The 24,282-nt window shown below is 75.0% G+C and carries 23 protein-coding genes; 15 read left to right on the forward strand and 8 right to left on the reverse strand.

What is annotated here, in order from left to right:
- Window positions 1–63: 63 nt before the first annotated feature.
- Complete coding sequence (locus ACFY2K_RS14965; protein WP_387711649.1) at window positions 64–897, reverse strand: methyltransferase domain-containing protein; 834 nt, start codon at window positions 895–897, stop codon at window positions 64–66.
- A gap of 28 nt (window positions 898–925) precedes the next feature.
- Between ACFY2K_RS14965 and ACFY2K_RS14970 the strand changes: the two genes are divergently transcribed.
- From ACFY2K_RS14970 to ACFY2K_RS14995, 6 genes are all read left to right on the forward strand, one after another.
- Complete coding sequence (locus ACFY2K_RS14970; protein ID WP_387711651.1) at window positions 926–2,494, forward strand: PLP-dependent aminotransferase family protein; 1,569 nt, start codon at window positions 926–928, stop codon at window positions 2,492–2,494.
- A 65-nt stretch (window positions 2,495–2,559) separates the two neighbouring features.
- Window positions 2,560–3,318 carry a GNAT family N-acetyltransferase gene (locus ACFY2K_RS14975; RefSeq protein ID WP_387711777.1) on the forward strand — a complete coding sequence of 253 codons (759 nt, stop codon included), beginning with the start codon at window positions 2,560–2,562 and terminating at the stop codon, window positions 3,316–3,318.
- 118 nt (window positions 3,319–3,436) lie between these two features.
- On the forward strand, window positions 3,437–4,609 hold the full coding sequence (locus tag ACFY2K_RS14980; protein WP_387711653.1) for a glycoside hydrolase family 3 N-terminal domain-containing protein: 1,173 nt from the start codon (window positions 3,437–3,439) through the stop codon (window positions 4,607–4,609).
- A gap of 350 nt (window positions 4,610–4,959) precedes the next feature.
- On the forward strand, window positions 4,960–5,442 hold the full coding sequence (locus ACFY2K_RS14985) for a hypothetical protein (RefSeq protein ID WP_387711655.1): 483 nt from the start codon (window positions 4,960–4,962) through the stop codon (window positions 5,440–5,442).
- 220 nt (window positions 5,443–5,662) lie between these two features.
- Window positions 5,663–6,007: an ArsR/SmtB family transcription factor gene (locus tag ACFY2K_RS14990; protein ID WP_375886846.1), complete on the forward strand. Its 345-nt coding sequence runs from the start codon at window positions 5,663–5,665 to the stop codon at window positions 6,005–6,007.
- Between the two features lie 71 nt (window positions 6,008–6,078).
- On the forward strand, window positions 6,079–6,228 hold the full coding sequence (locus ACFY2K_RS14995; protein WP_375886849.1) for a DUF6126 family protein: 150 nt from the start codon (window positions 6,079–6,081) through the stop codon (window positions 6,226–6,228).
- A 64-nt stretch (window positions 6,229–6,292) separates the two neighbouring features.
- Here the strand turns inward: ACFY2K_RS14995 and ACFY2K_RS15000 are convergent, their stop codons facing one another.
- Window positions 6,293–8,818 (reverse strand): cytochrome P450, encoded by a 2,526-nt coding sequence (locus tag ACFY2K_RS15000; protein WP_380591052.1) that lies wholly within the window; start codon window positions 8,816–8,818, stop codon window positions 6,293–6,295.
- Between the two features lie 475 nt (window positions 8,819–9,293).
- On the opposite strand from ACFY2K_RS15000, the gene ACFY2K_RS15005 reads away from it, so the two are divergent.
- From ACFY2K_RS15005 to galE, 5 genes are all read left to right on the forward strand, one after another.
- Window positions 9,294–10,058 carry a sigma 54 modulation/S30EA ribosomal C-terminal domain-containing protein gene (locus tag ACFY2K_RS15005; RefSeq protein WP_387711658.1) on the forward strand — a complete coding sequence of 255 codons (765 nt, stop codon included), beginning with the start codon at window positions 9,294–9,296 and terminating at the stop codon, window positions 10,056–10,058.
- Between the two features lie 109 nt (window positions 10,059–10,167).
- Window positions 10,168–10,617 carry a hypothetical protein gene (locus ACFY2K_RS15010; RefSeq protein ID WP_375886857.1) on the forward strand — a complete coding sequence of 150 codons (450 nt, stop codon included), beginning with the start codon at window positions 10,168–10,170 and terminating at the stop codon, window positions 10,615–10,617.
- 435 nt (window positions 10,618–11,052) lie between these two features.
- Window positions 11,053–13,275, forward strand: coding sequence for an RICIN domain-containing protein (locus tag ACFY2K_RS15015; protein WP_387711660.1), 2,223 nt, complete (start codon window positions 11,053–11,055; stop codon window positions 13,273–13,275).
- 173 nt (window positions 13,276–13,448) lie between these two features.
- The gene (locus ACFY2K_RS15020) at window positions 13,449–14,099 is read left to right on the forward strand and encodes a hypothetical protein (protein WP_380591043.1); all 651 of its coding nucleotides are present in this window, start codon (window positions 13,449–13,451) and stop codon (window positions 14,097–14,099) included.
- 151 nt (window positions 14,100–14,250) lie between these two features.
- On the forward strand, window positions 14,251–15,267 hold the full coding sequence (galE, locus tag ACFY2K_RS15025; protein WP_380526398.1) for a UDP-glucose 4-epimerase GalE: 1,017 nt from the start codon (window positions 14,251–14,253) through the stop codon (window positions 15,265–15,267).
- A gap of 13 nt (window positions 15,268–15,280) precedes the next feature.
- On the opposite strand, the gene ACFY2K_RS15030 is transcribed toward galE, so the two are convergent.
- Both ACFY2K_RS15030 and ACFY2K_RS15035 read right to left on the reverse strand, forming a co-directional pair.
- Window positions 15,281–16,015 carry a lytic transglycosylase domain-containing protein gene (locus ACFY2K_RS15030; RefSeq protein WP_387711662.1) on the reverse strand — a complete coding sequence of 245 codons (735 nt, stop codon included), beginning with the start codon at window positions 16,013–16,015 and terminating at the stop codon, window positions 15,281–15,283.
- Between the two features lie 82 nt (window positions 16,016–16,097).
- A complete protein-coding gene (locus tag ACFY2K_RS15035; RefSeq protein ID WP_360240392.1) occupies window positions 16,098–16,304 on the reverse strand; it encodes an antitoxin in 207 nt (68 codons plus the stop codon).
- Between the two features lie 257 nt (window positions 16,305–16,561).
- Here ACFY2K_RS15035 and ACFY2K_RS15040 point away from each other — a divergent pair, with 257 nt between their 5' ends.
- Window positions 16,562–17,134 carry a DUF6542 domain-containing protein gene (locus ACFY2K_RS15040; RefSeq protein WP_387711664.1) on the forward strand — a complete coding sequence of 191 codons (573 nt, stop codon included), beginning with the start codon at window positions 16,562–16,564 and terminating at the stop codon, window positions 17,132–17,134.
- Complete coding sequence (locus tag ACFY2K_RS15045) at window positions 17,127–18,773, forward strand: LCP family protein (protein ID WP_387711666.1); 1,647 nt, start codon at window positions 17,127–17,129, stop codon at window positions 18,771–18,773. The genes ACFY2K_RS15040 and ACFY2K_RS15045 overlap by 8 nt, the downstream gene beginning before the upstream one ends.
- 118 nt (window positions 18,774–18,891) lie before the next feature.
- Here the strand turns inward: ACFY2K_RS15045 and ACFY2K_RS15050 are convergent, their stop codons facing one another.
- Together ACFY2K_RS15050 and ACFY2K_RS15055 are read right to left on the reverse strand one after the other, a co-directional pair.
- Complete coding sequence (locus tag ACFY2K_RS15050) at window positions 18,892–19,449, reverse strand: hypothetical protein (RefSeq protein WP_387711668.1); 558 nt, start codon at window positions 19,447–19,449, stop codon at window positions 18,892–18,894.
- Window positions 19,450–19,525: 76 nt separating this feature from the next.
- Complete coding sequence (locus ACFY2K_RS15055; protein ID WP_387711670.1) at window positions 19,526–20,332, reverse strand: nucleotidyltransferase domain-containing protein; 807 nt, start codon at window positions 20,330–20,332, stop codon at window positions 19,526–19,528.
- 112 nt (window positions 20,333–20,444) lie between these two features.
- On the opposite strand from ACFY2K_RS15055, the gene ACFY2K_RS15060 reads away from it, so the two are divergent.
- Complete coding sequence (locus ACFY2K_RS15060) at window positions 20,445–20,861, forward strand: DUF4259 domain-containing protein (protein ID WP_387711672.1); 417 nt, start codon at window positions 20,445–20,447, stop codon at window positions 20,859–20,861.
- Window positions 20,862–20,889: 28 nt separating this feature from the next.
- Here ACFY2K_RS15060 and ACFY2K_RS15065 read toward each other — a convergent pair whose 3' ends face one another.
- On the reverse strand, window positions 20,890–22,119 hold the full coding sequence (locus tag ACFY2K_RS15065) for an MFS transporter (protein WP_387711673.1): 1,230 nt from the start codon (window positions 22,117–22,119) through the stop codon (window positions 20,890–20,892).
- Window positions 22,120–22,249: 130 nt separating this feature from the next.
- Here ACFY2K_RS15065 and ACFY2K_RS15070 point away from each other — a divergent pair, with 130 nt between their 5' ends.
- Complete coding sequence (locus ACFY2K_RS15070) at window positions 22,250–22,693, forward strand: winged helix-turn-helix transcriptional regulator (protein WP_380526412.1); 444 nt, start codon at window positions 22,250–22,252, stop codon at window positions 22,691–22,693.
- Window positions 22,694–22,770: 77 nt separating this feature from the next.
- On the opposite strand, the gene ACFY2K_RS15075 is transcribed toward ACFY2K_RS15070, so the two are convergent.
- Window positions 22,771–24,054 carry a DUF6777 domain-containing protein gene (locus tag ACFY2K_RS15075; protein WP_387711674.1) on the reverse strand — a complete coding sequence of 428 codons (1,284 nt, stop codon included), beginning with the start codon at window positions 24,052–24,054 and terminating at the stop codon, window positions 22,771–22,773.
- Window positions 24,055–24,282: the final 228 nt, after the last annotated feature.

Consider the following 24,282-nt stretch of genomic DNA (forward strand, 5'->3'; position numbering starts at 1 on the left):
GGAGATCGTTCCGACGACTCCAGCGGCTGTGGCGGCTGGTGGTAGGCGCCGACCCCGTACGCGTCAGGGGTTGACCGCGACCGCCTTGAAGAAGGTGTAGTGGAAGGTCCCGCCCGGTTCGGCCGCCCGGCGCAGGTCGGCGATGCCGCGGTCGAAGGCCTCCGGGGTGGTGAGCCCGGCGGCCAGGGCCTCCGGTCGGACGGCCTCGACCATCGGGACGAAGGTCCGCCGGGTGAAGCCCTCCACCAGGGCCGGGCGGCCGTCGTCGGCGTAGACCGTCCGCGGGCGGACCGTCACGTCCGCGAACCCGGCCGCCGTCAGCAGCGGGTGCAGCCGGCGCCCCACCAGGGCGTCGCCGCCCGCCCCGGCCTGGAGCCGGACCAGGTGGTCGACGGTGCGGCGGGCCGCCGGGGTCTCCGGGTGGAAGAAGGCCGAGCCGTGGTCGCCCTCGATCACCGTGATCGTGCCGCCCGGCCGCAGCACCCGCCGCAGCGCGGCCAGCCCGGCCGTCGGGTCGGGCAGGTGCTCCAGTACGAAGCACAGGAAGACGTGGTCGAACGCGCCGTCCGGGAAGGGCAGTCGGTGGAGGTCGCCGTGGTGCCAGGTGACCTGGGCGGCCGGCGCCGCGGCGGCGATCCGGGCCCGGGCCTGGTCCAGCGACCGCGCGGAGACGTCCGCCGCCGTGAGCAGCACGCCCGGGCTGGTGGCGAGCAGGTGCGCCGTCTGCGCCCCCACCCCGCAGCCCGCCTCCAGCACCCGGCTGCCCGCCGGGTAGGCGGTGCCCGAGTGCAGCAGCTCGGCGAGGGTGTCGGCCTGGTCGCCGAGGCGCTGCGCCTCGGTGTCGGAGTAGCCGTGGACGTACGGGGTGGCGGGGAGCGGGGTCGTCTCGGTGGTCATGGCTCAACCCTCGCGTCAGTATGGACCGGTGAACAGGTCCAAAGCCGCCGCGAACGACAGGTCCAAAGAGGCCGGACCGGCCGGGGAGGTCGGGGAGACCGGTGTCGACTTCCTCCAGCTCGATGCCGCCGAGGCCCCGCCGGGCGGCCTCACCGACTGGCTGGCCCGCCGGTTGCGCGAGGCCGTCGCCGACGGGCTGCTGCCCGCCGGCACCCGACTGCCCGCCAGTCGGGTGCTCGCGGCCGAACTCGGCGTCTCCCGGGGCGTGGTGACCGATGCCTACCGGCGGCTCGCCGAGGCGGGGCAGCTCGCCGGGCGGGGCCGGGGCGGGACGGTCGTGGTCGCGTTGCCGCCGGCCGCGGTTCCCACCGAGGTTCCCAGCGCGCTTTCCGCCGCTGTGCCGGCCCGCCCGGCACCCGCGCTGTTCCGGGACGACCCCGACCCCGAGGTGTTCGACCACCTGCGCGCCACCCCCGCCCGGATCGACCTCACCCCCGGCGTGCCCGACCTCGCCGCGTTCCCCCGCGCCGCCTGGCTGCGGGCCGAACGGGCCGTCCTCGACGGCCTCGCCGCGGCCGACCTCGGCTACGGGGACGTCCGCGGCACCCCCGCCCTGCGGCAGGCCGTCGCCCACTGGCTCGCCCGCAACCGGGGCATCCGCGCCGACCCGGAGGAGGTGCTCGTGGTCGCCGGGACGGCCCAGTCGCTCGCACTGCTCGGCCGGGCCTTCGGCCGGATGGGCATCACCGAGGTCGCGGTCGAGGATCCGGGCTCCCTCGGCGCCCGCCAGCACCTCGCCCACTGGCTCGCCGCCACCCCGCCCGTCCCGGTGGACGCCGAGGGCATCCGGGTCGACGCGCTGCGCGCCACCGGCGCCCCCGCCGTGCTGCTCACCCCCGCCCACCAGTACCCGACCGGTGTCGTCCTCGGCGGCGAGCGGCGTCGTGAACTCCTGCGCTGGGCGGGCGAGGGCGGTCTGGTCGTCGAGGACGACTACGACGCCGAGCACCGTTACGACCGCCCGCCCGTCCCCGCACTGCGGGCCGAACTGCCCGACCGGGTCTGCTACGCGGGCAGCACCTCCAAACTGCTCGCCCCGGCGCTGCGCACCGGCTGGCTGCTGGTGCCGCCGCCGCTGCGTGCGGCCGTCCTCGACGCCAAGCGCTTCGCGGACCTCGGCAACCCGGTGCTGCCCCAACTGGTGCTCGCCCGGCTGATGGAATCCGGTGAACTGGAGCGCCACCTGCGGCTGTTGCGGCGCCGCCACCGTCGCCGCCGGGACGCGATGATCGCCGCCGTCCGTACCCACCTCCCCGCCGCGACCGTGCACGGCGCGGCCGCCGGGCTGCACCTGATGCTCACCCTGCCGGAGCAACTCGGATGCAGTGACGTGGAGTTGGCCACCGCGGCGCTCGCCCGCGGCGTCAAGGTCCAGCCCCTGTCCTGGCACGCCCGCCTGCCGTTCCCGCCCGGTCTGGTGCTCGGCTACGCGGCCGGCCCGCCGGGCGACATCGCCGAAGGCATCGCCGTCCTGGGGGAGTTGGTCCGCCGGGCCTCGGCCGGCCGCAATTCGGGTGCCCGCCCGGCTCCTGCGTGATCGAATCGACCACCATGAGGACGACGAAACCCGCTGCACCGGAGCGAGCCGACCTGCTGGCCAGGATGGAGCGGAACCTGGCCGAGCACGCCTGTCACCTGCACCGCCGTACCGCGGGCATGACCGTCGCCGACGCGGACGACCTGACGGTCGCCGACAGCGGCCTCGACGACGACACCTTCAACATCGTCGCCCTGGCCCGCTTCCGCCCGGACACCGCCGACGCGCGGATCGCCGACACCGTCCGGGACCTGGCCGCCAGGGGGCGCCCGTTCTCGTGGTGGGTCGGCCCGGCCTCGACCCCGGCGGACCTGTCCGCCCGCCTGAGCGCCGCAGGCCTGGAGGCGTCCGAGCGGGAGACGGCCATGTGGGCGCTCCTGGACGACGCCCCACCGCCCGAGCACGTCACCGGGCTCGACATCCGCGCCGTGACCACACCCGAAGGCCTCGCCGACCACGCCTCGGTCGTGGCCGCGAACTGGGACCCGCCGGCCGCCACCGTGCGGCGGTTCTTCACCCGTGCGGCGGAGTCGGCACTCGCCGACGACTGTCCGGCCCGCTACCTGGTCGGCTACGTCGACGACCGGCCGGTCTGCTCGGCCGAGGTCCTCCTGCACGCGGGGGTCGCCGGGATCTACAACATCGCCACGCTGGCCGCCCACCGCCGACGCGGCTACGGCGGCGCCCTCACCCTCGCCGCCCTGGCGACGGCCCGCGCCCACGGGCACCGGATCGCCGTCCTCCAGGCCTCGGCGGAAGGCCGGCCGGTCTACCGCCGTCTGGGCTTCCACGACTGCGGCGAGTTCGTCGAGCACGCCGTCTGAGGCCCACCGCACGCGGCCGGGGGCCAACGGGGGCCCGGCCCCGGTGCCGGTGCCGGTGGCGGGGCCGGTGGTGTGCGGGCTGCCGTCCGGCGGGTTCCTGGGTACGCTGACGGACCGTATGCCGATGCTGACCCTGGAGGGACGGATGGCCCCGTTACGGCGGATCGCCCGGTTGACGTCGGTGGTGCTGGTGGTGGCGGCCGTGCTCGGCCCCGTCCCCGCCGGGTCGGTGACGCGCGGGAGAGGGCTCCCCGACGAGAGGAACCCGGCGATGACCGGACGGCACCAGGACGCGCGTCAACTCGCGGGTCGGCGCATCGTGCTCTCCTACCCCGGCCCGACCCCGCCGCCCGGGGTGCTGCGGGCGATCCGGGAGGGCCGGGCGGCCGGGGTCATCCTGTTCGGTGAGAACATCACCGGTCCGGAGCAACTGGCCGAGGCGGTGGCCGCGTTGAAGCAGGCCGCCGCCGAGGCCCCGGACGCGCGCCCGCTGCTGCTGATGACCGACCAGGAGGGCGGCAAGGTGCGCCGGCTGCCGGGGGCGCCGGAGCTCTCCGCCCGCCGCACCGGGACGGCCCCGGATCCGTTCGCCGCCGCCGTGGACTCCGGCGCCGGGGCTGCCGGAACGCTCGGCGACGCCGGGTTGAACGTCAACCTCGCTCCGGTGCTCGACGTCTACGACACCCCGGGCAACTTCATCGACCGCTACGAGCGCTCCTACGGCCAGGACCCTTCCACGGTGGGCGCGTTGGGCAGCGCCTTCCTCGCCGAGCAGCAGAGCCGGGGCGTGGCGGCCACCGCCAAGCACTTCCCCGGCCTGGGCGCGGCGGCCCGGGACGAGAACACCGACGCCCGCCCCGTCACCCTCCCCGTCCCGCTGGACCGGCTGCGCTCCCGCGACGAGGCCCCGTACCGGGCCGCCATCGCCGCGGGCGTGCGGATGGTGATGGCCTCCTGGGCGGTCTACCCGGCGCTGGACCCGGACCGCCCGGCCGGGCTGTCGCCCATCGTGGTCCAGGGCGAACTCCGTGAGCGCCTGGGCTTCGACGGCGTCACCGTCACCGACGCCCTGGAGGCCGACGCCCTCACGCCGTACGGTCCGACCGGCCCGCGTGCCGTCGCCGCCGCGGCGGCCGGGATGGACCTGATCCTCTGCTCCGCCCGCGACCCCCAGCAGGGCGAGGACGCCACCACCGCCCTGGCGGCCGCCCTGGACTCCGGCGGCCTCGACCGCGCGGCCTTCACGGAGGCCGTCGCCCGGGTGGACGCGCTGCGGGAGGACCTCGGCTGACGGCGGCCCGCGCGGCCAGGGCGGCCAGGGCAGCCAGGGCAGCCAGGGCGGCCAGGGCGGCCGACCGGGCGGCCCCGCTGCTCGGTCCGGCCGCCGGGCCAACGGTTCATCCCGGGTTCAACGGGCCGACGCCCGGCGAGGTGCGGGGGTTCGCCTTGCCGGATGGGAACACGCCATCGTAGGCGTGCTTTCGGTCGGAGGCATTGGTTCGAAGGGGAAGTGGCACTTGGGGGTTTGAATCGCATGGCAGAGTTGCAGTCAAGGCACGCATGAAATGTCACATGTGCCATGACACACTGCTCGATCCCCGTCCCACGCGTTCATTCCTTACACCCTCCGAAGGAGGAGCCATGAACCGCATCACCCGCGCTACCCGCATCACCCGCATCACCCGGATCGCGGCAGGCGCGGCCGGTGCCGTCGCGCTGCTGGGCGCGCCGCTGCCGGCGGCCGCCGCCGGGCAGGAGTCCGCCACCGTCACCACCTGCGGCCACTCCGGCCTCCAGGCCGGACTGTCCACCAGGGTCTGCGCGGACGTCACCGATGACGCCGTCGTGCTGTACGGCCTGATCGGGCTGGCCGGCCCGCCCTCGCCGGGAACGCCGTGGCCGCCGGCGCCGCAGGCGCTGGTCACCCGACTGTCGGCCGATCTGGCCGGCGTCGGCCCGCTCGGTGCGGTGGCCGGGCGCACCGAGTTCAGGGTCAGCACGGTCCGGGTGGACGGGGTCGGTGCCACCGTGCCCTGCGGGTCGGTCGTGCACGCCTCCTTCGCGGTGGAGGGGAGCTTGCGGGGACCGGCCCCGGTCACCGTCGATGTGCCTGTAGGCTGCTGACGGCTCGTCACCCAGACTGCCGGGCCCGGGAGTTGGCAGCGTCCCGGGTCCGGCCCTTCGCCGTCCCGATCCGGCCGTCGATGTGGGAGAGGTCACCTTCCACTGTGACGACTTGAAGAAATCTTCATCTGTGGCGATGATGCCTACCGGCCGTGGCACGGACCCCGCCCGGCCGGGCGACCAGGCCGCCACCGAGCCGGATCGAGGGAGGGAACGGGCCATGCCGGTCCCGCTGTACCAGGCGAAGGCGGAGTTCTTCCGCACCCTCGGCCACCCCGTCCGGATCCGGGTCCTGGAACTGCTCCAGGACGGCCCCCGGCCGGTGCGCGAGCTGCTGGCGGAGATCGGTATCGAGCCGTCCAACCTCTCCCAGCAGCTCGCGGTGCTGCGCCGCACCCAGCTGGTCACGGCCACCCGCGAGGGCAACACGGTGGTGTACGCGCTCAGCACCCCGGACGTCGCCGAGCTGCTCAGCGCGGCGCGGCGGATCCTGACCGAGCTGATCACCGACCAGGGGGCGCTGCTCACCGAGCTGCGCGCCGCCGGTGGCCGGTCGCCCCGCTGAGTCCGCAGCCGGCAGCTTTGCGCCCACCGGCGGGCGACCGTGACCGTGACCGACCCGAGGAGAACAGCCCGATGGGCGACAGCGCCAACAGTGCCGACAGCACCGGCGAGGAGAAGCGCCGCCGCAAGGCGATGCTGATCCGCGCCGGCATCTACATCTTCGCCACCCACCTGTTCGCGGGCTTCGTCCTGCTGCTGTTCGCCCTCGGCGACCGCAAGTAGCCGTCCGGCCCGGCTGCGACGCCCGGCTGCGACGCCCGGCTGCGACGCCCGGCCGCGACGCCCGTCAGCGAGCGCGGTCGCCCGGTACCAGGTAGCGGTCGCTGGTGCTGGTCCAGGCCTGGACGCCGGCCACCAACTCCCGGGTGCCGTCCAGGTACCAGCGCCCCGCCGGGTGGCGGCGGCCCAGGTCGCGGCGCAGCCGCTCGTTCTCCCGGTGCAGGGTGCCGACCCGGGTGCGCACCGCGCGCACGGCCCGGCTGCGGGTGCAGCCGCGGACCCGCTGGAGGGTGAGGACGGTGTTGAACGCGGCGGCGCTCTGCCGTTCCTCCCGCTCCAGCGAGTAGAGGTCGTTGATCAGCGTCGCGGCGTCGGCGGTGTTGGCGCGCAGGCGGTGCAGTGCGGGTTCCGCGTGCAGGGCGGCGGGGGCGTCGGCGCCGTGGACCCGTTCCAGTATGTTCATGAACGGGTAGACGCAGCTGCCGTGGCGGCGCAGCCGCATGGTGTCGGCCAGGCCGAGGCCCAGGGCGGGAACGGTGCCGCGGGCGCGGTGCTCGGCCTCGGCGGGGAAGGTGGCCAGGCAGGCGCGCCACTCGCGGGCCGCCCGGGCGCGCCAGTCGGGGGAGGTGGACCGGCGCTGACGGTCCCAGAGCTCCTGCCAGGCGGTGAGGAGCAGGTCGCCCGGTGCCGCGGGGCGGGCGTCGTCGTCGAGGGCGGAGATCAGCGGGTCGACCAGCGCGTGGGCCTCGGCGGGTCGGCGCCCGGGCGGGCCGTCGAAGCGGTCGTCCAGGACGGTGAACCAGCCCAGCATGTCCACCAGCAGGTCCAGGTCGGTGCCCCGGGCGCGGGGGAAGGCGTGGCCGATCAGCTCGTGCAGGGCGTAGGCCCGGTAGTCGGGGAGCTCGGTGGGGGCGAGCAGGCCGTGGCGGACCGCCCAGTCGGCGTGCCGGTCGGCGGCGGCGCGCAGTTCGGCGGGCGGCCGGGGGAGGGGTACGGCGGCGGGCGCGCCGGGGCGGGCCGCGGTGCCGGTGAGCGGACAGCCGGCGGAGTGCGGCCGCTCCGTGCCGGCCCCGGCCGGTGCGAGGCCTGTGGTGCTTGCGGTGACCGCAGCGTCCGCCGCCACGTCCCGCCCTGCCGGGGCGGAGGCGGCGGCGCTCGGCACGGCGGAGCCGCGCGGCACCAGCCGGACCCGCAGGCCGTGGGCCTGGACGGTGGTCCACACCACCTCCCGGGCCCGCGACCCCGGCACCGCCACCGGCCGCCAGCGGCGCAGGATCGCGGCGGCCGCGACGGTCAGCTCGGCCCAGGCGAAGGCCTCGCCGATGCACTTGTGCTTGCCCGCCCCGAAGGGCAGGAAGGACGGTCGCCCGAGCCCGCCGCCGTCCTGCCAGCGCTCGGGCCGGAAGCTCGACGGGTCGTCGTAGCTCAGCGGGTCGCGGTGCAGCGCGGTGAGGCTGTACAGCAGCTCGGTCCCGGCCGGGATCCGGTACGGGCCGAGGTCGACGGGCACCCGGGCGGTGCGCATCAGGAAGGCGTTGGGGGCGTGCAGCCGCACCACCTCCTGGGTGACGCCGCGGGTGTACGTGAGCCGGGCGAGCGCCTCGGGGGTGGGGGTGGTGCCGGCGGGCAGGTGCTCGTCCAGTTCGGCCAGGACCCGGGCCTCCACCTCGGGGTGGCGCAGGAGTTCGTCGAGCAGCCAGGTGAGCGTGGTGGAGACGGTCTCGGTGCCGGCGCCGAACATGGTGATGGCCTCGGAGCGGACGTCGGCCTCGGTGAGCGGACGGCCGGTGGCCGGGTCGGTGGCGGCGCGCAGCAGGGCCGGCAGGGTGCCGCCGCGCTGGTCGGGCCGGGCGCGTCCGGGGCGGCCGTTGACGGCCTGGTCGACCACCCGGTTGAGCACCCGGACGGCGGCGTCGAAGCGCCGGTTGACGGGCAGCGGGAGCCGGGCGAGGGCGGGGTGAGGGTAGAGGGACTGGACGATCTGGCCCTTCACCAGGTCGGGCAGCGCCCGGTGGAAGGCGAGGGTGGCGTCCTCGCTGAGCCGGGCGTCGAACAGCGAGCGGGTGACGATCTCCAGCGCGAGGTGGTTCATCTCCTTGGCCACGTCGAGGACTTGGCCGGCGCGCCAGCGGCCGGCCCGCTCCTCGGTGACCTGGTGCATCACGGCCAGGTAGCCGGCCGTCCGGTCGGGGGCGAAGGCGGGTTGGATGATCCGGCGGCGGTCGCGGTGCGCCTGTCCCTCGGACATCAGCAGGCCGTCGCCGAAGGCGGTCCTGAGGGTGTCCTGGACGGCGCCGCGCGGGCAGTCGTGGGCGAGGGCGACGAGCAGGGTGTGGACCAGCCGGGCGTCGGTCACCACGCAGACGGTGCGGGGCCCGAGCCGGATCCGGACCACGCCGCCGTGGCGGGCCAGCGAACCGAGGAAGCCGAGCGGGTCGCGCAGCAGGGCGGCCGCGTGGCCGAGGCCGGGCAGGGCGCCGGGGGCGAGCGGCGGGACGGCGGCTCGGGTGGCGGGTGCGGGGGGTGGCGTGGTTCTCGGGGGGACGATCCGTTTCCGTGTCTCTGCCAGCAGGGCGTTGGTCGGCAGGGTCATGACACTTCCTCTCACCAGAGGGGCCGGTGCGGGCGGTACCGGAGGAAGGCACCGGCCGGCCGGCCGGGTGGCGGGGGCCGACGAGCGCGGAACCCGCGTGCGCCAGGGGCGGAGGGCGCACGCCATGGGAAACGCGCCGGTGCGACGGGCGTTGCGCCGAACGCGCCCGGATCACTCCAACGGACGATCATCGTGTCGGCGCTGCGCCCGTCCGTCCGTCAGGCCTGCCGCCCGGCCCCCGGGGCGGCCCTCGGCCCGGTCCGTCATCCGGCCCTCGCCCGGCCCTTGCCCGGTCCTTCGTCCGACCCTCGGCCCGGTCCTCCGCCCGGCGTCGAAGCGGCCCGCTTCCGTCGCCCTGACCTGCGTCGATGCCGTCCACGCGGCGGCCCGTACCGGGCCCCGGCGGGAGGGTCTTTGGACCCTCGCCGCACGGTCGCGGGGACGCCAGCATGGTGGGTGGAGAAGGAGGAACCTGATGACCCGTCTGCGCCACCGGCCCGCCCTCGACGTCCGGGTGGAGATCCGCGGCGAGCTGCCGCGCGAGGACGCCGAGTACGCCCGGAGCCGGGCGCAGGACACCGCGGTGCTCCTGGGCCCCGACGTCCACGGACTGCGGCTGCGGCTCACCCGGGCCCGCGACCGCATGCTCACCCGGCCCGCGCTCGCCCAGGCCGACGTCGAGCTGGACGGCACCGGCCCGGTCCGGGTCCAGCTGGCCACCGGCACCGCCCGGGAGGCCGTCGACCTGGTGCTCGGCACCCTGGCCGGCCGGGTGTCCCGGCTGCGCGAACTGGGCGACATCGGTCTGGCCGCCGTGCACGAGTGCGCCTACCGGCCGCAGTGGGCCGACCGGCCGCTCGCCCGGCGGCGGATCGCCCGGCACAAGGCGGTCGTGCCCGCCCGCCGCACCCAGGCGCAGGCGGCCCGCGAACTGCTGCTCCTGGACCGGCGGTTCCACCTGTTCCTGGACGCCGACACCGGACGGGACGGCCTGGTCCACCGCTGCCCGCTGAGCGGCGCGGTCGAGCCCTGGCCCGCCGGCGGCGACGCGCTGCCGGTGCTCGACCTCGCCGAGGCGGCCCGCCGGCTCTGGCTCACCGGGCGCCCGTTCGTCTGCCACACCGGCCCCGAGGACGGCCGCGCCCGGGTGCTCTACCGCCGCTACGACGGGCACTACGGCCTGATAACGCCGGTAGCGGAGGGCGGTCGCGGGGCAGGAATGCCCTCGGCGCGCGATTGATCCGCGAGGTTCGGCCGCCCGCCGGGCCGGACCGCCCGTCGGACCGCACCTCCCGCCGGGCTCCACCACCCTCCAGACGCCACCAACTCCACGACAGGGGAACGGGACCATGGACTGCGATGACGAGGTCATGCTGACCGTCCGGATCACCGCCGCCGAGCGGGCGCTGCTGCGGGACCTCGCGCGCGGCCACGGCGGCGACGTCTCCGGTGTCGCGGTCGACGGGCTCCTGGAGGTCATCCCCTCGCTGCACGACGACGGTTCGGTGCTGCCGCTGCTGCGGGTCCTGGCCCGGCCCGCGCCCTGTGCGGTCACCCTCTGGCTGCCCGCGCCGGTCGCGGACCTGCTGCCGTTGCTCGGCGAGCGGCTGGTGCGCACCGGCGGCCCGTCGGCGGGCCCGGCCAGTGCCGCGCTCTCCGCCGCGCTGCGGGTGTGGCTCGCCGGGGACCGGGCCGTGCTCGCCGCCGGGCTGGCCCGGTTGCACGGCGGTTGCGGTGCGGTGGGGGTGGCGAGCGGACCGGCGGTCGGTGGTCCGGCCCGGGTCGGGGTCGCGGCCTGAGGGCCGGGGTGAGGGCCGGGGTGAGGGCCGGCCCGGGGTCTGTAGTGAGTCAAGTGACGGATCGTCATATCCCGTATGGCGATGGCATGTCCGGGGCGGAAACTTCCCCGTTCGGGGCGCTGGCCAGCTCCCGGCGGGAGGTCTAGCATTCGACACGGCCCGCCGGGGCGCAGACCCCGAGGGTTCCGGCCGGGTGGCCGCCACCACCCCGTGCCGGGGAGCGCGTACCCCCCGAGTGCGCTCCCCGGCACTTCGCCGCCCGGGCCGCCGGGCCCCGCCTGCCGTTCCCCGTCCGCTCGGCCTCGCCTCGAACGGGCCGGGGACTTTCGCAAGAGGTTTCTGTTATTCCCCGCCGTCCCACCGGCTCTCCCTCGTGTCGGAAGGTTCGGACCCCTCACCACAGGGTCCGGGCCGTCGCACGAGGAAAGGAACGCGATGGGACACCGGAGCAGCGAACTCCGCCGGCGCAGGCGCCGCAGGTTCACCCGCAGGAGCGCCCTGGTCGCCGTGGCGGTCGCGGCCGGACTGGTCGCGGGCACCCTGGGCCTGCGCACCGCGCTGGAGCCCGGGGCGATGCGCAGCACCGTCACGGCGGCGGACGCGCCGCTCGACGCGGTCGCGGACGACGGTGGCCCGGGCGAGACGGGCACCGCCGAGGGCGCCACCAGGGCGCCCGCCCCGAAGCGGGACGAGAAGGCCGCCCCGCCCAAGGCGATACCCAAGGACCAGCCCGACCGCGGCCTGGTCTACGCGGGGTTGACCCTGCCGACCAGTGACCGCTGCGGCAACATGCTGGAGGTCACCGGCAGCGCCCAGTGCAGCCACGGCCCGGACGCGCCGCCCAAGGACGTGGACATCCGCAAGGACGTTCCGCCGGTCGCCGCCCAGGCCGCCCGGGTACCCGCGCTCACTCCGCCCGCCAGCGCCCAACCGCCCTCCACGGCCGATCTGTTGAAGGGCGGCGCGCCCGTCCTCGACGCCACCCAGAAGGCGCTGCTCGGCGAGGCCGGCCAGGGCTCCGCAGCGCAGGACGCCGCCCCGCCCGCGGCCGCCCCGGCCGCCGGAGCGGGCCTGGTCTGCGAGGGTGACGGCAGCAGCGGCAACCGCGTCCAGGTGGTGTACGTGCACACCCCCGGCAACGACCGGTTCGCCCAGTACCTGTCCTCCTTCAAGAAGTGGGCCGCGGACGTCGACGTCATCTACGACGCCAGCGCCGCCGAGACCGGCGGCGTGCGGCACGTCCGCTTCGTCACCGAGCCCGACTGCACCGCCTCGGTGTTGAACGTGCAGATCTCCGACTCCGAGATCCAGGACTTCAACGCGAGCAACCGCGCCCTGGCCGCGCAGGGGTTCAACCGCAAGGACCGCAAGTACATGATGTTCACCGACGCCAAGGTGTACTGCGGGATCGGCACCTTCGCCGGTGACGAGCGCCCGGGCCAGGACAACCTCAGCAACTTCGGCCCCTCGTACGGCCGGACCGACTCCGGCTGCTGGAGCGGAACCACCGCCGCGCACGAACTCGGCCACAACCTGGGCGCGGTGAACAACAGCGCGCCCAACTCCAGCAAGGCCGGTCACTGCACGGACGAGTGGGACATCATGTGCTACTCGGACGCCCCGTACTACCCGCAGATGCGGATCGCCTGCCCGGACCGCGCGCACGACGACCGGCTCGACTGCAACCACGACGACTACTACAACACCTCGCCGGCACCCGGCAGTTACCTGGCCACGCACTGGAACGTCGCGAACAACCGCTTCCTCATCGCGGGCAACGGCGGCGGGACCGGGCCGAACCCCACGCCGACCCCGACCGCCACCGGGCCGACCCCGACCCCGACCGGCACGGGTCCGACCCCCACGGGCACGCCCACCCGCACGCCCTCGCCGTCCCCGACGCCGACCGGCGGCCCCACCGCCACGCCCACCGGCTCCCCGTCGCCGACCAGGACCCCGGCCCCGGGTGGCGCCGGTCCCGATGTGACGACCAGTCAGATCACCCAGAACTCGGTCGTGCTGAGCTGGAGCCCCGTTCCCGGCGCCGCCGGTTACGACGTCCAGCTGAACGGCCGGACCATCGGTACCGTCCGCACGACCGTGGTCGGCGTGGTCCGGTTGGCCCCCGGGACCGGCTACACCGTGGCCGTCGCCGTCCGCGACGCCGCCGGAACGGTCGGCAAGCCCGGCCGCGCGGCGAACTTCCGCACCCTCGCCGACACCGGCCGCCCGCAGCCCGGCACCCACTACAGCATGGTCAACGGCCTCACCGGCCAGGCCGCCGACCTGTGGGGCAGCTCGATGAACGACGGCACCGTGGCGATCGGCTACCAGCGCACCGGCTACGCCAACCAGAAGTGGCAGTTCGAGGACGCCGGCAACGGTGCGCTGCGGATCAAGTCCACGCGCTCGGGCAAGTGCCTGCAGCTCGGCGGCACCCCGGTGGCCGGGCAGTACGTGGCGCAGCAGCCGTGCTCCGACACCGCCGAGCAGAAGTGGCAACTCAACGCCGCCGAGGGAGGGTTCACCTTCACCGCCGACGGGACCGGCCTGGTGCTCGGGCTCAGCGACCGTTGGTACTACGGTGGTTGGCTGCTGGAGTTGCAGCAGCCGAACGGCCGGCCGTACCAGAACTGGTCGCTGCTGAAGACCTCGTAGCCCGGTACGACCGCACGATCCCGTATCACCCCGGACTACCCGTACCACCCCGTACTACCCGTACGGCCCCGAACGATCCCGCACAGCGGGTGCGGCCGCCACCACCGGATGGCGGCCGCACCCGGCACCGCTGCTCCACCTACCCTCACCCCCACCGCCGAGGACCGCCCGACATGCGAACCCGCACTCGCCCGCTGCTCGCCTCCCTCGCCCTCGCCGCCGTCTCCGTCCTGCCCGCCGCCGCACCCGCCGCCGCCCACGGTGACACCGTCCACCTGGACGTGACCGGCCAGCAGAACGGCCGGGTCAGCACCGTCGCCACCTGGGAGAACGACCACGACCCGGTCACCGAGGAGTTCGCCGGCACGCTCTCCGCGACCGCCGCCGACGGCCGGACCGTCGGCCCCTGGCGGCTGGTCGCCGTGCCGGGCCGCCCGGGTACGTACACCACCCGGGAGCTGCTGCCCGCCGGGCACTGGAAGATCTCCGTCGACTGCGCCTTCCCCTCCTTGGGCCACGGCGAGCGCGAACTCGACGTCGAGGCGGCGGCGATCAGCGACCCGGTGCCGCTGGACGCGGCCGCCTCCGCCCACTCCTCGGCCTCCGCCGCGCCCTCTGCCGCGGCCTCCACCGGACCCTCCGCCACGGCCTCCGGCGCCACGCCCACCGCGGGCCCGACCGTGGTGGCCGCGGCGGCCACCACCGCCGCGCCCGCCCACGAGACCACCGACGACGCCACCACCTGGGCCGCCATCGGCACCGCCACCGCGGCCGTGCTGCTGGTCGGCACCGGCTTCTGGCTGCGCGGACGCGCCCGCCGCTGACGGGCCGGAGCGCGGCGCCGCCCCGGCCGGCCGTCGGCGACCCGTGATCCGTGCCACCCCGGCAAACCGGGAACCGGCGGCGCACGAAGCACGTCTGAGCGATCACCGGGCGTCACCGGACGCCCGGCCGATCGCAAGGGAGCATCCGCGCATGAGGAAGGTCCTGATCACCGGCGGTGCCGGCTTCATCGGCAGCACGGTGGCCTCGGTCCTGCTCGACCGGGGCATCACCCCGGTCGTCCTGGACGACCTGTCCAAGGGCCGCGCCGAGTTCGTGGAGAACCGCGTCTTCTACGGGGGTGACATCGCCGACGCCGCCCTGCTGGACCGGATCTTCACCGAACACCCGGACATCGACGCCACCGTGCACTGCGCGGCCAGGATCGTCGTCCCGGAGTCGGTGGCCAAGCCGCTGTTCTACTACCGGGAGAACGTCGCCAAGACCGTCGAGTTGCTCGACGCCCTCCAGCGCCACGGCTGCACCCGGGTGGTGTTCAGCAGCTCCGCCTCGATCTACGCGCCCACTCCGGACGGCCGGGTCGACGAGGACTCCGCGCTGGAGGCGAACAGCCCGTACGCGCGCACCAAGCTGATGATGGAGCAGGTGCTCCAGGACTGGACCCGGGGCGAGGGCGCCGAGCGGCAGCGGGTCATCACCCTGCGGTACTTCAACCCGGTCGGCGCCGACTCCCGGCTGCGCACCGGCCTGCAGAACCTCAACCCCAGCCACGCCCTCGGCAAGCTGATCGAGGCCCACACCGAGGGCACCCCGTTCACCGTCACCGGCGTCGACTGGCCGACCCGGGACGGCTCCGGCATCCGCGACTACGTCCACGTGCAGGACCTGGCGGAGGCCCACGTCGCGGCGCTGCTCCGGTTCGACGAGGTGATCGCCCCCGACGCCGCCGACCGCTTCCGGGCGATCAACGTCGGGACGGGCGAGGGCACCACCGTCCGTGAGCTGGTCGCCGCCTTCGAGCAGGCCGTCGGCGGCAAGCTCGACGTCCGTGAGGCCGGCCCGCGCCCGGGCGACGTGATCGGCTGCTACGCCTCCGTCGACGCCGCCCGCGAGCTGCTCGACTGGTCGCCGCGGCGCACCCTGGCCGAGGGCGTCGCCGACGCGCTCGCCTGGCGCGCCAAGTGGGCCACCCAGCTCGGCGCGAACTGACCGGCCGCAACCGCTACTTCACGGCCTCGCCGGACTTCGCCCAGTTGTCGTGCAGGCGGTCCAGGTAGGACTGTGCCTGCGGGCCGATCTTGACGCCCCGGGCGAAGGCGAGCATGTTGCCCGCCCCGGCGTTGTAGCCGAGGGCGAGCAGCTCGTCCTTGTTCAGCGGGGCGCCCACCTTGGCGGGGAGCTGTTCGGCGAGGTCGTGGAGGTGCCAGGCGGCTGCCTGGACGGCCAGGTTGCGGTCGTCCGGCAGCTCCTCCCAGCGGCGGGAGGCGAACGGGCGGCCCGGCTTGGTGTCGTCGAAGGCGGCGCGGTGCATGTTGGCGATGCCGAAGGCGGCGTCCGGCTTGCCGCGCTGCCAGGCCCGCTCGAAGTCCGGGTCGTGCGGCTTGTACGCCTCGTTGTAGAGGATCGCCATCAGCAGCTGGGGGTTGACCCCGGCCTCGGCCGCGTACTGGCGCACCGGCGCCGCGTAGTCGGCGGGCTCGTAGCGGCCGGAGGGCTTCGACGGGGCCGCCCACGACCCGCCCGACCCGGCACCCGCGCCGGCACCCGACCCGGTTCCCGCGTCGGCACCCGCCGAACCGGAGGCGCCGGACGACGGGGCGGCGGCGGAGGACGAGGGCGCCGCCGAAGCGGCTCCGGGCTCGTGGCCGCCGCTGCGGACGATGCCCCACCCGGCCGCCGCCAGGACGCCGATCACGATCCAGCGCCCCCAGCGCGGACCTTTCTGCTCCTCGCTCACCGCCGTCGGCCCTCCCCGTTCGCCCGTCATCCAGTTCGACCGTCGTACGGTCGCTCGTGCCCCGCGGGAGGCCCGGCCGGTCCTACTCGGCGGACTTCGCGTCGCCGTCGAGGTTGCGCAGGAAGTCCTTCGCCTTCTCGACGCCGGTGTCGATCTGCCCGCTGTACTTGCCGTCCGTGCGGTCGTCGATCACGTCGCCGACCTTCTCCAGGCCTTGCCCGAGCACGTCGCTGTGCTCGCGGGCGAGGTCGGTGGCCTTGTCCGCGATGTTCTTAAGACTTTCAAACATGGTGACGCTCTACTCCTCTGGTGCGTTCCTGTTGGTGTGCCGACGTGGCGGGGATCATGGTCATCCTAACGAGGGCCGGCCGGGCGGTCCGCCGCTGCGGAAAGGCGGCGAGTGACTTTGCTGAAATGGGTTTGTATGCTCCAGACCAGCCTCTACAGGCCTGTAGACGGCGGGAATTGCCAGCGGACGGATGGCGTCCCGGCACGAGGGGCGGCGTGGTCTCGCCGCCGCAGCCGAAACGATCGAGGGAAGTGCGCATGGCCGGCCAGCGGGCGAGAACGCCGTACCAGGACGCGGGACCTCGCATCGAGGACCCCGCCGTGCCCGCCCAGCGCTCCCGCGCGGCCGGCGGTGACCCCGACCCGTCGCGGCAGGCCCGCGGCCAGCGTGCCGGGGCCTCGCGCCGCAGGCAGCAGGCCCGTCGGCGCGGCGGACCGGTCGCGGCGCTCGCCGCGGTCGGGCTGCCGCTGCTCGGCGGGATCGGCGACGAACTCGGCGGCCCCGGCGTCGGCATCCTGTTCGCGGTCGGCGCGGTGCTCGGCACCGGCGTCGCGGCCGTGCTGTGCAGTCGGAGCGGCCGCTGGTGGGTGCTGACCGGGACCCCCCTGGTGGTGCTGCTGACGGCCTCGGCCGTCGAGTACGGGGCCGATCCCGACAAGTACCGGGGCAAGGGCCTGGGCACCGGCGCGGTGCGCTGGGTGGTCGAGGCGTTCCCGGTGATGGCGACGGCGCTGGCGGTCGCGCTGCTGGTGATCGTGGTGCGCGCGGTGCTGGACCGCCGCCGGCCCCCCAGGGCCGGAGCCCCGAGCGGACGGGGCCGCCGTGGCTGACCGCACCAACCGCACGAACCGCACCGACCACACCGAGCGCCCGCGCGGCCGGGCCCCGCGTCGTGGCTCCGCCGCCCGTCGGGGGCCCGCCCCGCTGACCGTGGCCGGCCGCACCCTGGCCTGCGCCGTCTCGGTCGCCGTGCTCGGCGCCAGCGGCTTCACCTGGTACGAGTACCGCAGCCTGGACGACGGCATGATCAAGTCCGGTGCGTTGAACGAGGCGAAGAAGAACGCCCCGCCGCACCTGGACAAGTCCGTCAACCTGCTGCTGATCGGCCTCGACAGCCGCAAGGACATGGACGGCAACGACCTGCCCAAGCAGTTCGTCGAGGACGAACTGCACGCCGGCTCCAGCGAGATCGGCGGCTACAACACCAACGCCCTGATCGTGCTGCACATCCCGGCCAACGGCGGGAAGGTCACCGCGCTGTCCGTCCCGCGTGACGACTACGTGCAGACCGTCGGCGCCGACGGCAAGATGCACAAGATCAAGGAGGCCTACGGCATCGCCAAGGAGGCCGCCGAGTCGAAGCTCGCGGGCAAGGGCCTCTCCAAGGCGGATCTGGAACGGCAGAGCCGGGAGGCCGGCCGCTCGGCCACGATCCAGACGGTGCAGAGCTTCCTGGACGTCCCGATCGACCACTTCGCCGAGGTCAACCTGATCGGCTTCTACGACATCGCCAAGGCCGTGGAACCGATCCAGGTCTGCCTCAACCACCCGGTCGACGATCCGATCATCGCCCGGACCGCCGCGCACGAGGGCGGCGGCACCGGCCTCAAACTGCCCGCCGGGATCAGCTCGTTGAACGCCGCCCAGGCACTGTCCTTCGTCCGCCAGCGCCACCACCTCACCAACGGCGACCTCGACCGCACCCACCGGCAGCAGGCGTTCATCTCCTCCGTCGAGTACAAGCTCAAGCAGCAGGGCATCCTCAACGACTTCGGACAGATGCAGAAGCTGTTCGGGGTGGTGAAGAAGGACGTCGTGATCGACAACGAGTGGAACATCCTCGATTTCGCCCAGCAGGCGCCCAACCTCACCGGTGGCAACGTCGAGTTCAACACCCTGCCCATCACCGGGTTCAAGACCGTCGGCGGGCAGGAGGTCAACACCGTCAACCCGGAGCTGATCAAGAAGATCGTCCGGCAGCTCTTCAACCGCGAACCGGCGCCCGCCGCCCCGGCCGCGGCGCCCGGCGGCGCCCCGGGCGAGACGGCCCCGCCCGCGCCCTCGCCCAGCGCCGCGCCCAAGTCGGTGGTCGACGTCAACGCGACGGCGGGCGCGGGCGCCGCCGCCACCGAGTCCAAGGCGCTGGTCGACCTCGGCTACCAGGCCGGCCGGATCGGTGACGCGCCCGCGCGGATCCGCACCACCACCGTGAGCTACGGCACCGGCGCCAAGGCCGACGCCCAGGCGGTCGCTGCCCGGTACGGCGTCACCGCCGTCCCGTCCTCGGCCGTCCCGGCGGGCCACGTCCTGGTCACCCTCGCCGGCACCCGGACCGCGACCCCCACCCCGGCCGCGACCGCCTCGGGCGCCCCCGCCCCCGCGCCGGCCGACGGCTCCGCCGACCCGGCCGCCGGGCTGCCGATGCAGGGGCCGGCGGTGAAGGCCGGCGGGATCCCCTGCGTGGACTGACCCGCGGTACGAGCGTCCGGCGGGGCCGCCCGCCGGACGCGCCAGGTGTCTGGTCGGACCGTGCGTCGGGTCGGACCGTGCGTCGGGTCGGGTCGTGCTTCGGGTCAGGCCCGAGCGGTCAGGCCCAACCGGCCGTCCTGAGCACGGTGGAGGCGACGGCCGGGAGCGGCAGGCGGGTGGTGTCGACGGTGAAGTCCGCGACGCCGGCCTGGTCGAGGATCCGGTGGAGCCCGTCGGCGCGCTCCAGGTGCCAGGGCAGGGACCCGCGGTCGTTGTCGGCCTCGTGCCGGCGCCTGAGCCGGCCGTGGACGACGGGGAGGTCCGCCGTCAGGCGGCAGACCTGGAGCGGCATGCCGAGGGCGGCCCGGTAGCCGTCGCGCTCGGCGATGCTCTCGGCCACCCCGGCCAGGACGAACCGGCGCACCCCGGCGTCCCGGTAGTTGGCGGTCAGGGCGCGCAGGTTGCGCAGCAGCAGACCGAGGTTGAACGGGTCGCCCTCGGGGGCGGGCCACGCCTGGCAGAGCCGGTCGAGGTCCATGACCGCGGGCGGCACACCGGCCTCCTGGAGGAGGCCGCCCACCGCGTCGGCGGCCGAGGTCTTGCCGACTCCGACGGTGCCGGTGATCAGCAGGGCACGCGGCTCCGCCCCGTTCGTGTGGTCCTGGTGGTTCAGCACTGCTCGCTCCGTGTCCGGTGGTGTCCTGCCTTGGGCTGCTCCGCGCATCATGGCCCGGGTGCGGGCGGCACGGCGGTCAGGGGCGCGGGGCCTTCTCGCCGTGGACGGCGGTGTACTCGGCGGCCAGCCAGGGGGCCAGCCCGTCGATGAGGGCGGCCAGGACCGCGCGGTCGGTGGTGGGGGTGCGGGCCACGGCGGCGGCCAGGCGCATCCGGTCCGCGTGGTCGGGGTAGTGGGCGGCGAAGGCCTCGGCGGAGACGCTGAGGTCGCTGGTCCAGCCGCCCCAACGGGGCATGACCAGGGTGAAGCCGGTGCGGACGAGCCGACGGGAGACCGCGCGGCTCAGCGCGGTGAGCTCGGCGTCCGAATCGGCGGCGGCCAGTCGCTCGCGCCAGCGGGGGAGGGCGAGCGCGAGGTCGCCGTTGGTCTCGCGGGCGAGCAGGGAGTCCGGACGGTAGCGGGGGAGTCGCCCCGCGAGGTCCTCGCCGAGCAGCGGGGTGCACAGGCAGGCGACGAACCAGCCCAGGTCGTGCCGTTCCAGCTCGCTGAGCAGCGTGCCGGTGCCGAACAGGAGCACGCCGACGCCGTCGACCTGCGGGAAGTCCGCGTCGAGGGCGGCCTCGAGGGCGTCGGCCGCCCGTCGGTCGTCGGGCGTGGGCTCCCGGTGCAGGGCGAGCAGCAGGTCGAGGTCGGAGACGCCGGGGAGCGCGGTGCCGCGCGGGATGCTGCCGTACAGGTAGGCGCCGTGCAGGCGGTCCGGGCCGAAGGCGGCGGCGATCCGCTCCCGCGCGTCGTCGACCACCGGCGCGAACTCCGGCCGGACGCGCTCCAGCGAGCCCTCCCGCGCGATGTACCCGTCCTCGTCCAGTCCCTGAATGTCCATGGGCGAACCCTGCCGCACCGTCACGTGGTTGACCAGCGGATTTCCGGGGCCCGGGCGAATTGTCAGTGGGGCGTGCCAGCATCCATTGCACACGAACACGGAGGGAATTCTCATGGGCACCTGGGACATCGGCCCTTTCGACAACGACACGGCGGCGGATTTCGCCGGTGGCCTCGACGACGCCGCGCCGGGCGAGCGCGCGGGCCTCGTCCGGGCGGCGCTGGAGCGCGCCGCCCGCGGGCCGGAGTACCTGGACGACGACGAGGGCGTGGAGGCCGTCGCGGCGGCGGCGCTGGTCGCCGCCCAATGCTCCGGCGGCGGGGCGGTGACGACCGCCTACGGCCCGGCCGAGCCGATACCCGAGCTGCCCGTCGAGCTGCGCGCGCTGGCGGTGGCGGCGCTGGACCGGGTGGTCGCGGAGGAGTCCGAACTGGCCGAGCTGTGGGACGAGTCGGACTCCGACGGGGAGTGGCGCCGGGGGATCCGCGCCCTGCGCGAGGTCCTGGAGCCGGTGCCGCCGGTGACGTAGGCGTCGCTGCCCGGGCTGTGAGCGATCGTCAACCGTTCTTGCCGGCACGCCAGTAGGCGAGCGCGGCGAGGCTGGTGGCGGCCCCGAGCGCGCAGACGGCGTGCCAGCCGCCGTGGTCGTACACCACGGTGGAGGCGATCGCGCCCGCTCCGCAGCCAACGGAGTACAGCAGCATGTAGCCCGCGGTCAGGCGGCTCCTGGCCTCGGGGCGGACTTGGTAGAGGAGGTGCTGGTTGACCACGTGCACGGACTGGAGGCCGTAGTCGATGACGACCACGGCGAGCACCAGCCACCACACCGAGTGCGGCAGCAGCGCGGCCGGGAGCCAGGCGGCGAGCATGGCCACCAGGCCGAGGCCGGCGGTGCGTTCGGCGTGACGGCGGCCGCGGTCGGCCTGGCGTCCCGCGCGCCCGGCGCCGAGTGCCCCGGCGGCTCCGGCCAGTCCGAACAGGCCGATCCGGGTGTGGCTGAGTTCGAAGGGCGGCGCGGCGAGCGGGAGGACCATCGGGGTGAGCAGGACGGTGACGGAGGTGAAGGTGAGCAGGGCGAGCACGGCACGCACGCGCAGCACGCGCTCCTCGGCGAAGAGCGTGAACACCGAGCCGACCAGCCGCAGGTAGCGGATCCGCCCGGTCGGGCCGCGGCGGTCGGGCGGGAGGACGGCCGCGACGGCGAAGGCCATGGCGCCGGTCGCGACGGCGGAGGCGAGGTAGACGGCGCGCCAGCCGGCCAGGTCGCCGACCGCCCCGGCGACGGTGCGCGCGAGCAGGATGCCGACCACGATGCCGCTGGTGACGGTACCGACCACCCGGCCCCGGTCGCCGGGCGCGGCGAGCGAGGCGGAGTGGGCGACGACGACCTGGGCGACGACGGCCAGCACCCCGACGGCCGCCATCGCGGCCAGCAGCAGCGGAGCGGAGGGTGCGACGGCGACGGCGAGCAGGGCGAGGACGGACAGGCCGAGTTGGGCGGTGGTCAGGGCGCGGCGGTCGACGTGGTCGCCGAGCGGGACGAGCAGCAGCAGGCCGAGCCCGTAACCGACCTGGGTGAGGGTGCCGACCAGGCCGATGGTGGCCGGGTCGATGCCGTAGTCCCGGGCGATCAGGTCCAGCAGCGGCTGGGAGTAGTAGACGTTGGCGACGGCCAGGCCGCACGCGACGGAGAGCAGCCAGGCCGCGGCCGGTGACAGGCCGCGCGGCGGCGTGGCCGCGCGCGTCGCGTCGGTGGTGGGTGGGCCGGTGGGAGCGGGGGAGGTCATGAGCGGGAACCCCTCGACGGGCAGCAGTGGTTTCAAAGTGCTACCGCGTCACCCTGGCATATCCTGGTTTCAATAAGCAACCACACGTTCGGCGGTACGCTGGCCGCCGACCGGTCGAGAGGTGGGAAGAGTGCCGAAACGCACCACGCACGAGGAGTCGACCTGCCCGGTCGCCCGCCCGCTCGACGTGGTCGGCGACGGCTGGACGCTGCTGATCGTCCGGGACGCCTTCGACGGGCTGCGCCGCTTCGGGCAGTTCCAGAAGAACCTGGGGCTGGCCAAGAACATCCTGTCGGCGCGGCTCACCAACCTGGTCGCCAATGGCGTCTTCGAACTCGCCCCGGCCGCCGACGGCAGCCCCTACCAGGAGTACCTGCTCACCGAGAAGGGCCGCGCGCTGTTCCCGGTGATCACCGCGCTGCGGCAGTGGGGTGACGACTGGTTCTTCGCCGAGGGCGAGCCCCGGGCCCGGCTGGTCGACCGCGCCTCGGGCGCCCCGGTCGCCCCGGTGGAGGTGCGCTCGGCGGACGGGCGGCCGCTCGGCCCGGACGACGCGAAGGTGCTGCTGCCCTGAGACGTGCCACCGCCACCGGCGTTCGAGACGGCCGGTGGCGGCGGGGCGGTGGGGCAGTGGGCGGCGGGGCGGTGGGATCAGGGGGTCGCGGGCGGGCAGGGCGTGACCGTGCCCGTCGGTCCCGGCTGCTTGCAGATCGGCGTCGCCGTCTGGGCGCCGGCCGAGGTGGCACCGGCCGAGGTCGTGGTGCCCTCGCCCGTCGCGCCGGCCCCGGTCGTGCTGGTCTTGCTGGTCGGTGCCTCGCTGAGCGTCGAGGCGGACGAGGAGTGCGTCGTCGCGGTGCTCTCGGACGGCCTGCCCGACGTGGTCGACGAGGTGGCCGCGGCTGAGCCCGTACCGGTGGAGGCGCCGGAGGACGTCGTACCGCCGGACGTCGCTCCGGAGGAGGTGGCGCCGGAGGACGTCGCACCGGAGCTGGTGGCGCCCGAGGTCGAGGCCGTCGCGCCGGACGAGGTCGCTCCGGAGGTGGTGGCACCCGAGCTGGTGGCGCCGGAGGAGGTGGCACCGGACGAGGTCGCCCCGCTGGACGTCGCGCCCGAAGAGGTCGTGCCCGAGGTCGAGGCCGTCGCCGTCGGCGACGTGGGCTTCCACGGCACGGGCGGCGGAACGCCCGGCACCAGTTGCTTCGGCGGCTCGACGCGCTTGTCCACCACCTCGATCCGACCGGTCAGCCGGGAGAACCAGCCGCCCGTCTCGACGTTCACCAGGATGATCTCGGTCACCGGCTGCGGGGCCGGCACCACCACGATCAGCGTGGTCGGCTCGAAGCCCGTCCAGGCCTTCCCGGTGTACTTGGCGTTGCTCACCAGCACCGCCGGCTTCAACGGGTTGCCGCAGGCGCAGCGCACCCGGGGCACGCCCTGGGCGTCCACCAGGACGGCCGTGCCCGCCTGCAGCACGGACTGGTACTCCACCACGGCGCCGCTCTTGTAGCTGTGGTTGGTCACCCGGGTGTCCACCCGCAGGTAGGCCGAGGTCAGCGAGCGCAGGTAGGACGGGATCGCGGACTGTTCGATGCCCGCGGCCGAGGCCCAGGCCCGTCCGGCGTCACCGCTGGACACCATGCCGATCAGCCGTTCGGTGTCGCAGCTGGACCGGCTCATCGTCCCGCCGTACAGGCCCGCCGAGTTGCCCTGCACGCTGTGCAGGACGGCCGGGGAGCTGGTTCTGGGGGTGCCGCCCGGCTGTGCCGCCGTGCTGGTGGGAGCGGGGGCCGGGGCGCTCATGCCCTGGGTTTCCACCGATGGGGTGAACGGCGCCGGTCCGGGGTCGGCCGGGGCCTGGAGGGCGACCTCGTTGGCGGTCGGGACGGCCTCGTTCCTGCCGCCCTGGTTGTTGACGATCAGCACCGTCGCCACCACGGCCGCCGCCACCACGCCGGCCGCGACCGACAGCCCCGTCCGGGAACGCCACCACGGCCTGCGCGGACCCCGCCCGCTGCCCGCGCTGGAGCCACCCGCACCGCCCCCGGACGGCCCCGACGGTCCTGAGGGCCCCGACGGGCCCGAGGGCGGTGGCGGCACGGACGACGCACCGCCCGTGCCGCCACCCGACGGGGGGCCGGCCAGCGGGCCGGACGGGGGACCGGA

Source organism: Kitasatospora sp. NPDC001309 (genome assembly GCF_042896295.1).
GTDB lineage: Bacteria > Actinomycetota > Actinomycetes > Streptomycetales > Streptomycetaceae > Kitasatospora.

Coding starts and splice junctions, on each gene's coding strand:
- ACFY2K_RS14965 (WP_387711649.1), bottom strand. CDS start 897: ATGACCACCGAGACGACCCCGCTCCCCGCCACCCCGTACGTCCACGGC.
- ACFY2K_RS14975 (WP_387711777.1), top strand. CDS start 2,560: ATGGAGCGGAACCTGGCCGAGCACGCCTGTCACCTGCACCGCCGTACC.
- ACFY2K_RS14980 (WP_387711653.1), top strand. CDS start 3,437: ATGCCGATGCTGACCCTGGAGGGACGGATGGCCCCGTTACGGCGGATC.
- ACFY2K_RS14985 (WP_387711655.1), top strand. CDS start 4,960: ATGAACCGCATCACCCGCGCTACCCGCATCACCCGCATCACCCGGATC.
- ACFY2K_RS14990 (WP_375886846.1), top strand. CDS start 5,663: ATGCCGGTCCCGCTGTACCAGGCGAAGGCGGAGTTCTTCCGCACCCTC.
- ACFY2K_RS14995 (WP_375886849.1), top strand. CDS start 6,079: ATGGGCGACAGCGCCAACAGTGCCGACAGCACCGGCGAGGAGAAGCGC.
- ACFY2K_RS15000 (WP_380591052.1), bottom strand. CDS start 8,818: ATGACCCTGCCGACCAACGCCCTGCTGGCAGAGACACGGAAACGGATC.
- ACFY2K_RS15005 (WP_387711658.1), top strand. CDS start 9,294: ATGACCCGTCTGCGCCACCGGCCCGCCCTCGACGTCCGGGTGGAGATC.
- ACFY2K_RS15010 (WP_375886857.1), top strand. CDS start 10,168: ATGGACTGCGATGACGAGGTCATGCTGACCGTCCGGATCACCGCCGCC.
- ACFY2K_RS15015 (WP_387711660.1), top strand. CDS start 11,053: ATGGGACACCGGAGCAGCGAACTCCGCCGGCGCAGGCGCCGCAGGTTC.
- ACFY2K_RS15020 (WP_380591043.1), top strand. CDS start 13,449: ATGCGAACCCGCACTCGCCCGCTGCTCGCCTCCCTCGCCCTCGCCGCC.
- galE (WP_380526398.1), top strand. CDS start 14,251: ATGAGGAAGGTCCTGATCACCGGCGGTGCCGGCTTCATCGGCAGCACG.
- ACFY2K_RS15035 (WP_360240392.1), bottom strand. CDS start 16,304: ATGTTTGAAAGTCTTAAGAACATCGCGGACAAGGCCACCGACCTCGCC.
- ACFY2K_RS15040 (WP_387711664.1), top strand. CDS start 16,562: ATGGCCGGCCAGCGGGCGAGAACGCCGTACCAGGACGCGGGACCTCGC.
- ACFY2K_RS15055 (WP_387711670.1), bottom strand. CDS start 20,332: ATGGACATTCAGGGACTGGACGAGGACGGGTACATCGCGCGGGAGGGC.
- ACFY2K_RS15060 (WP_387711672.1), top strand. CDS start 20,445: ATGGGCACCTGGGACATCGGCCCTTTCGACAACGACACGGCGGCGGAT.
- ACFY2K_RS15065 (WP_387711673.1), bottom strand. CDS start 22,119: ATGACCTCCCCCGCTCCCACCGGCCCACCCACCACCGACGCGACGCGC.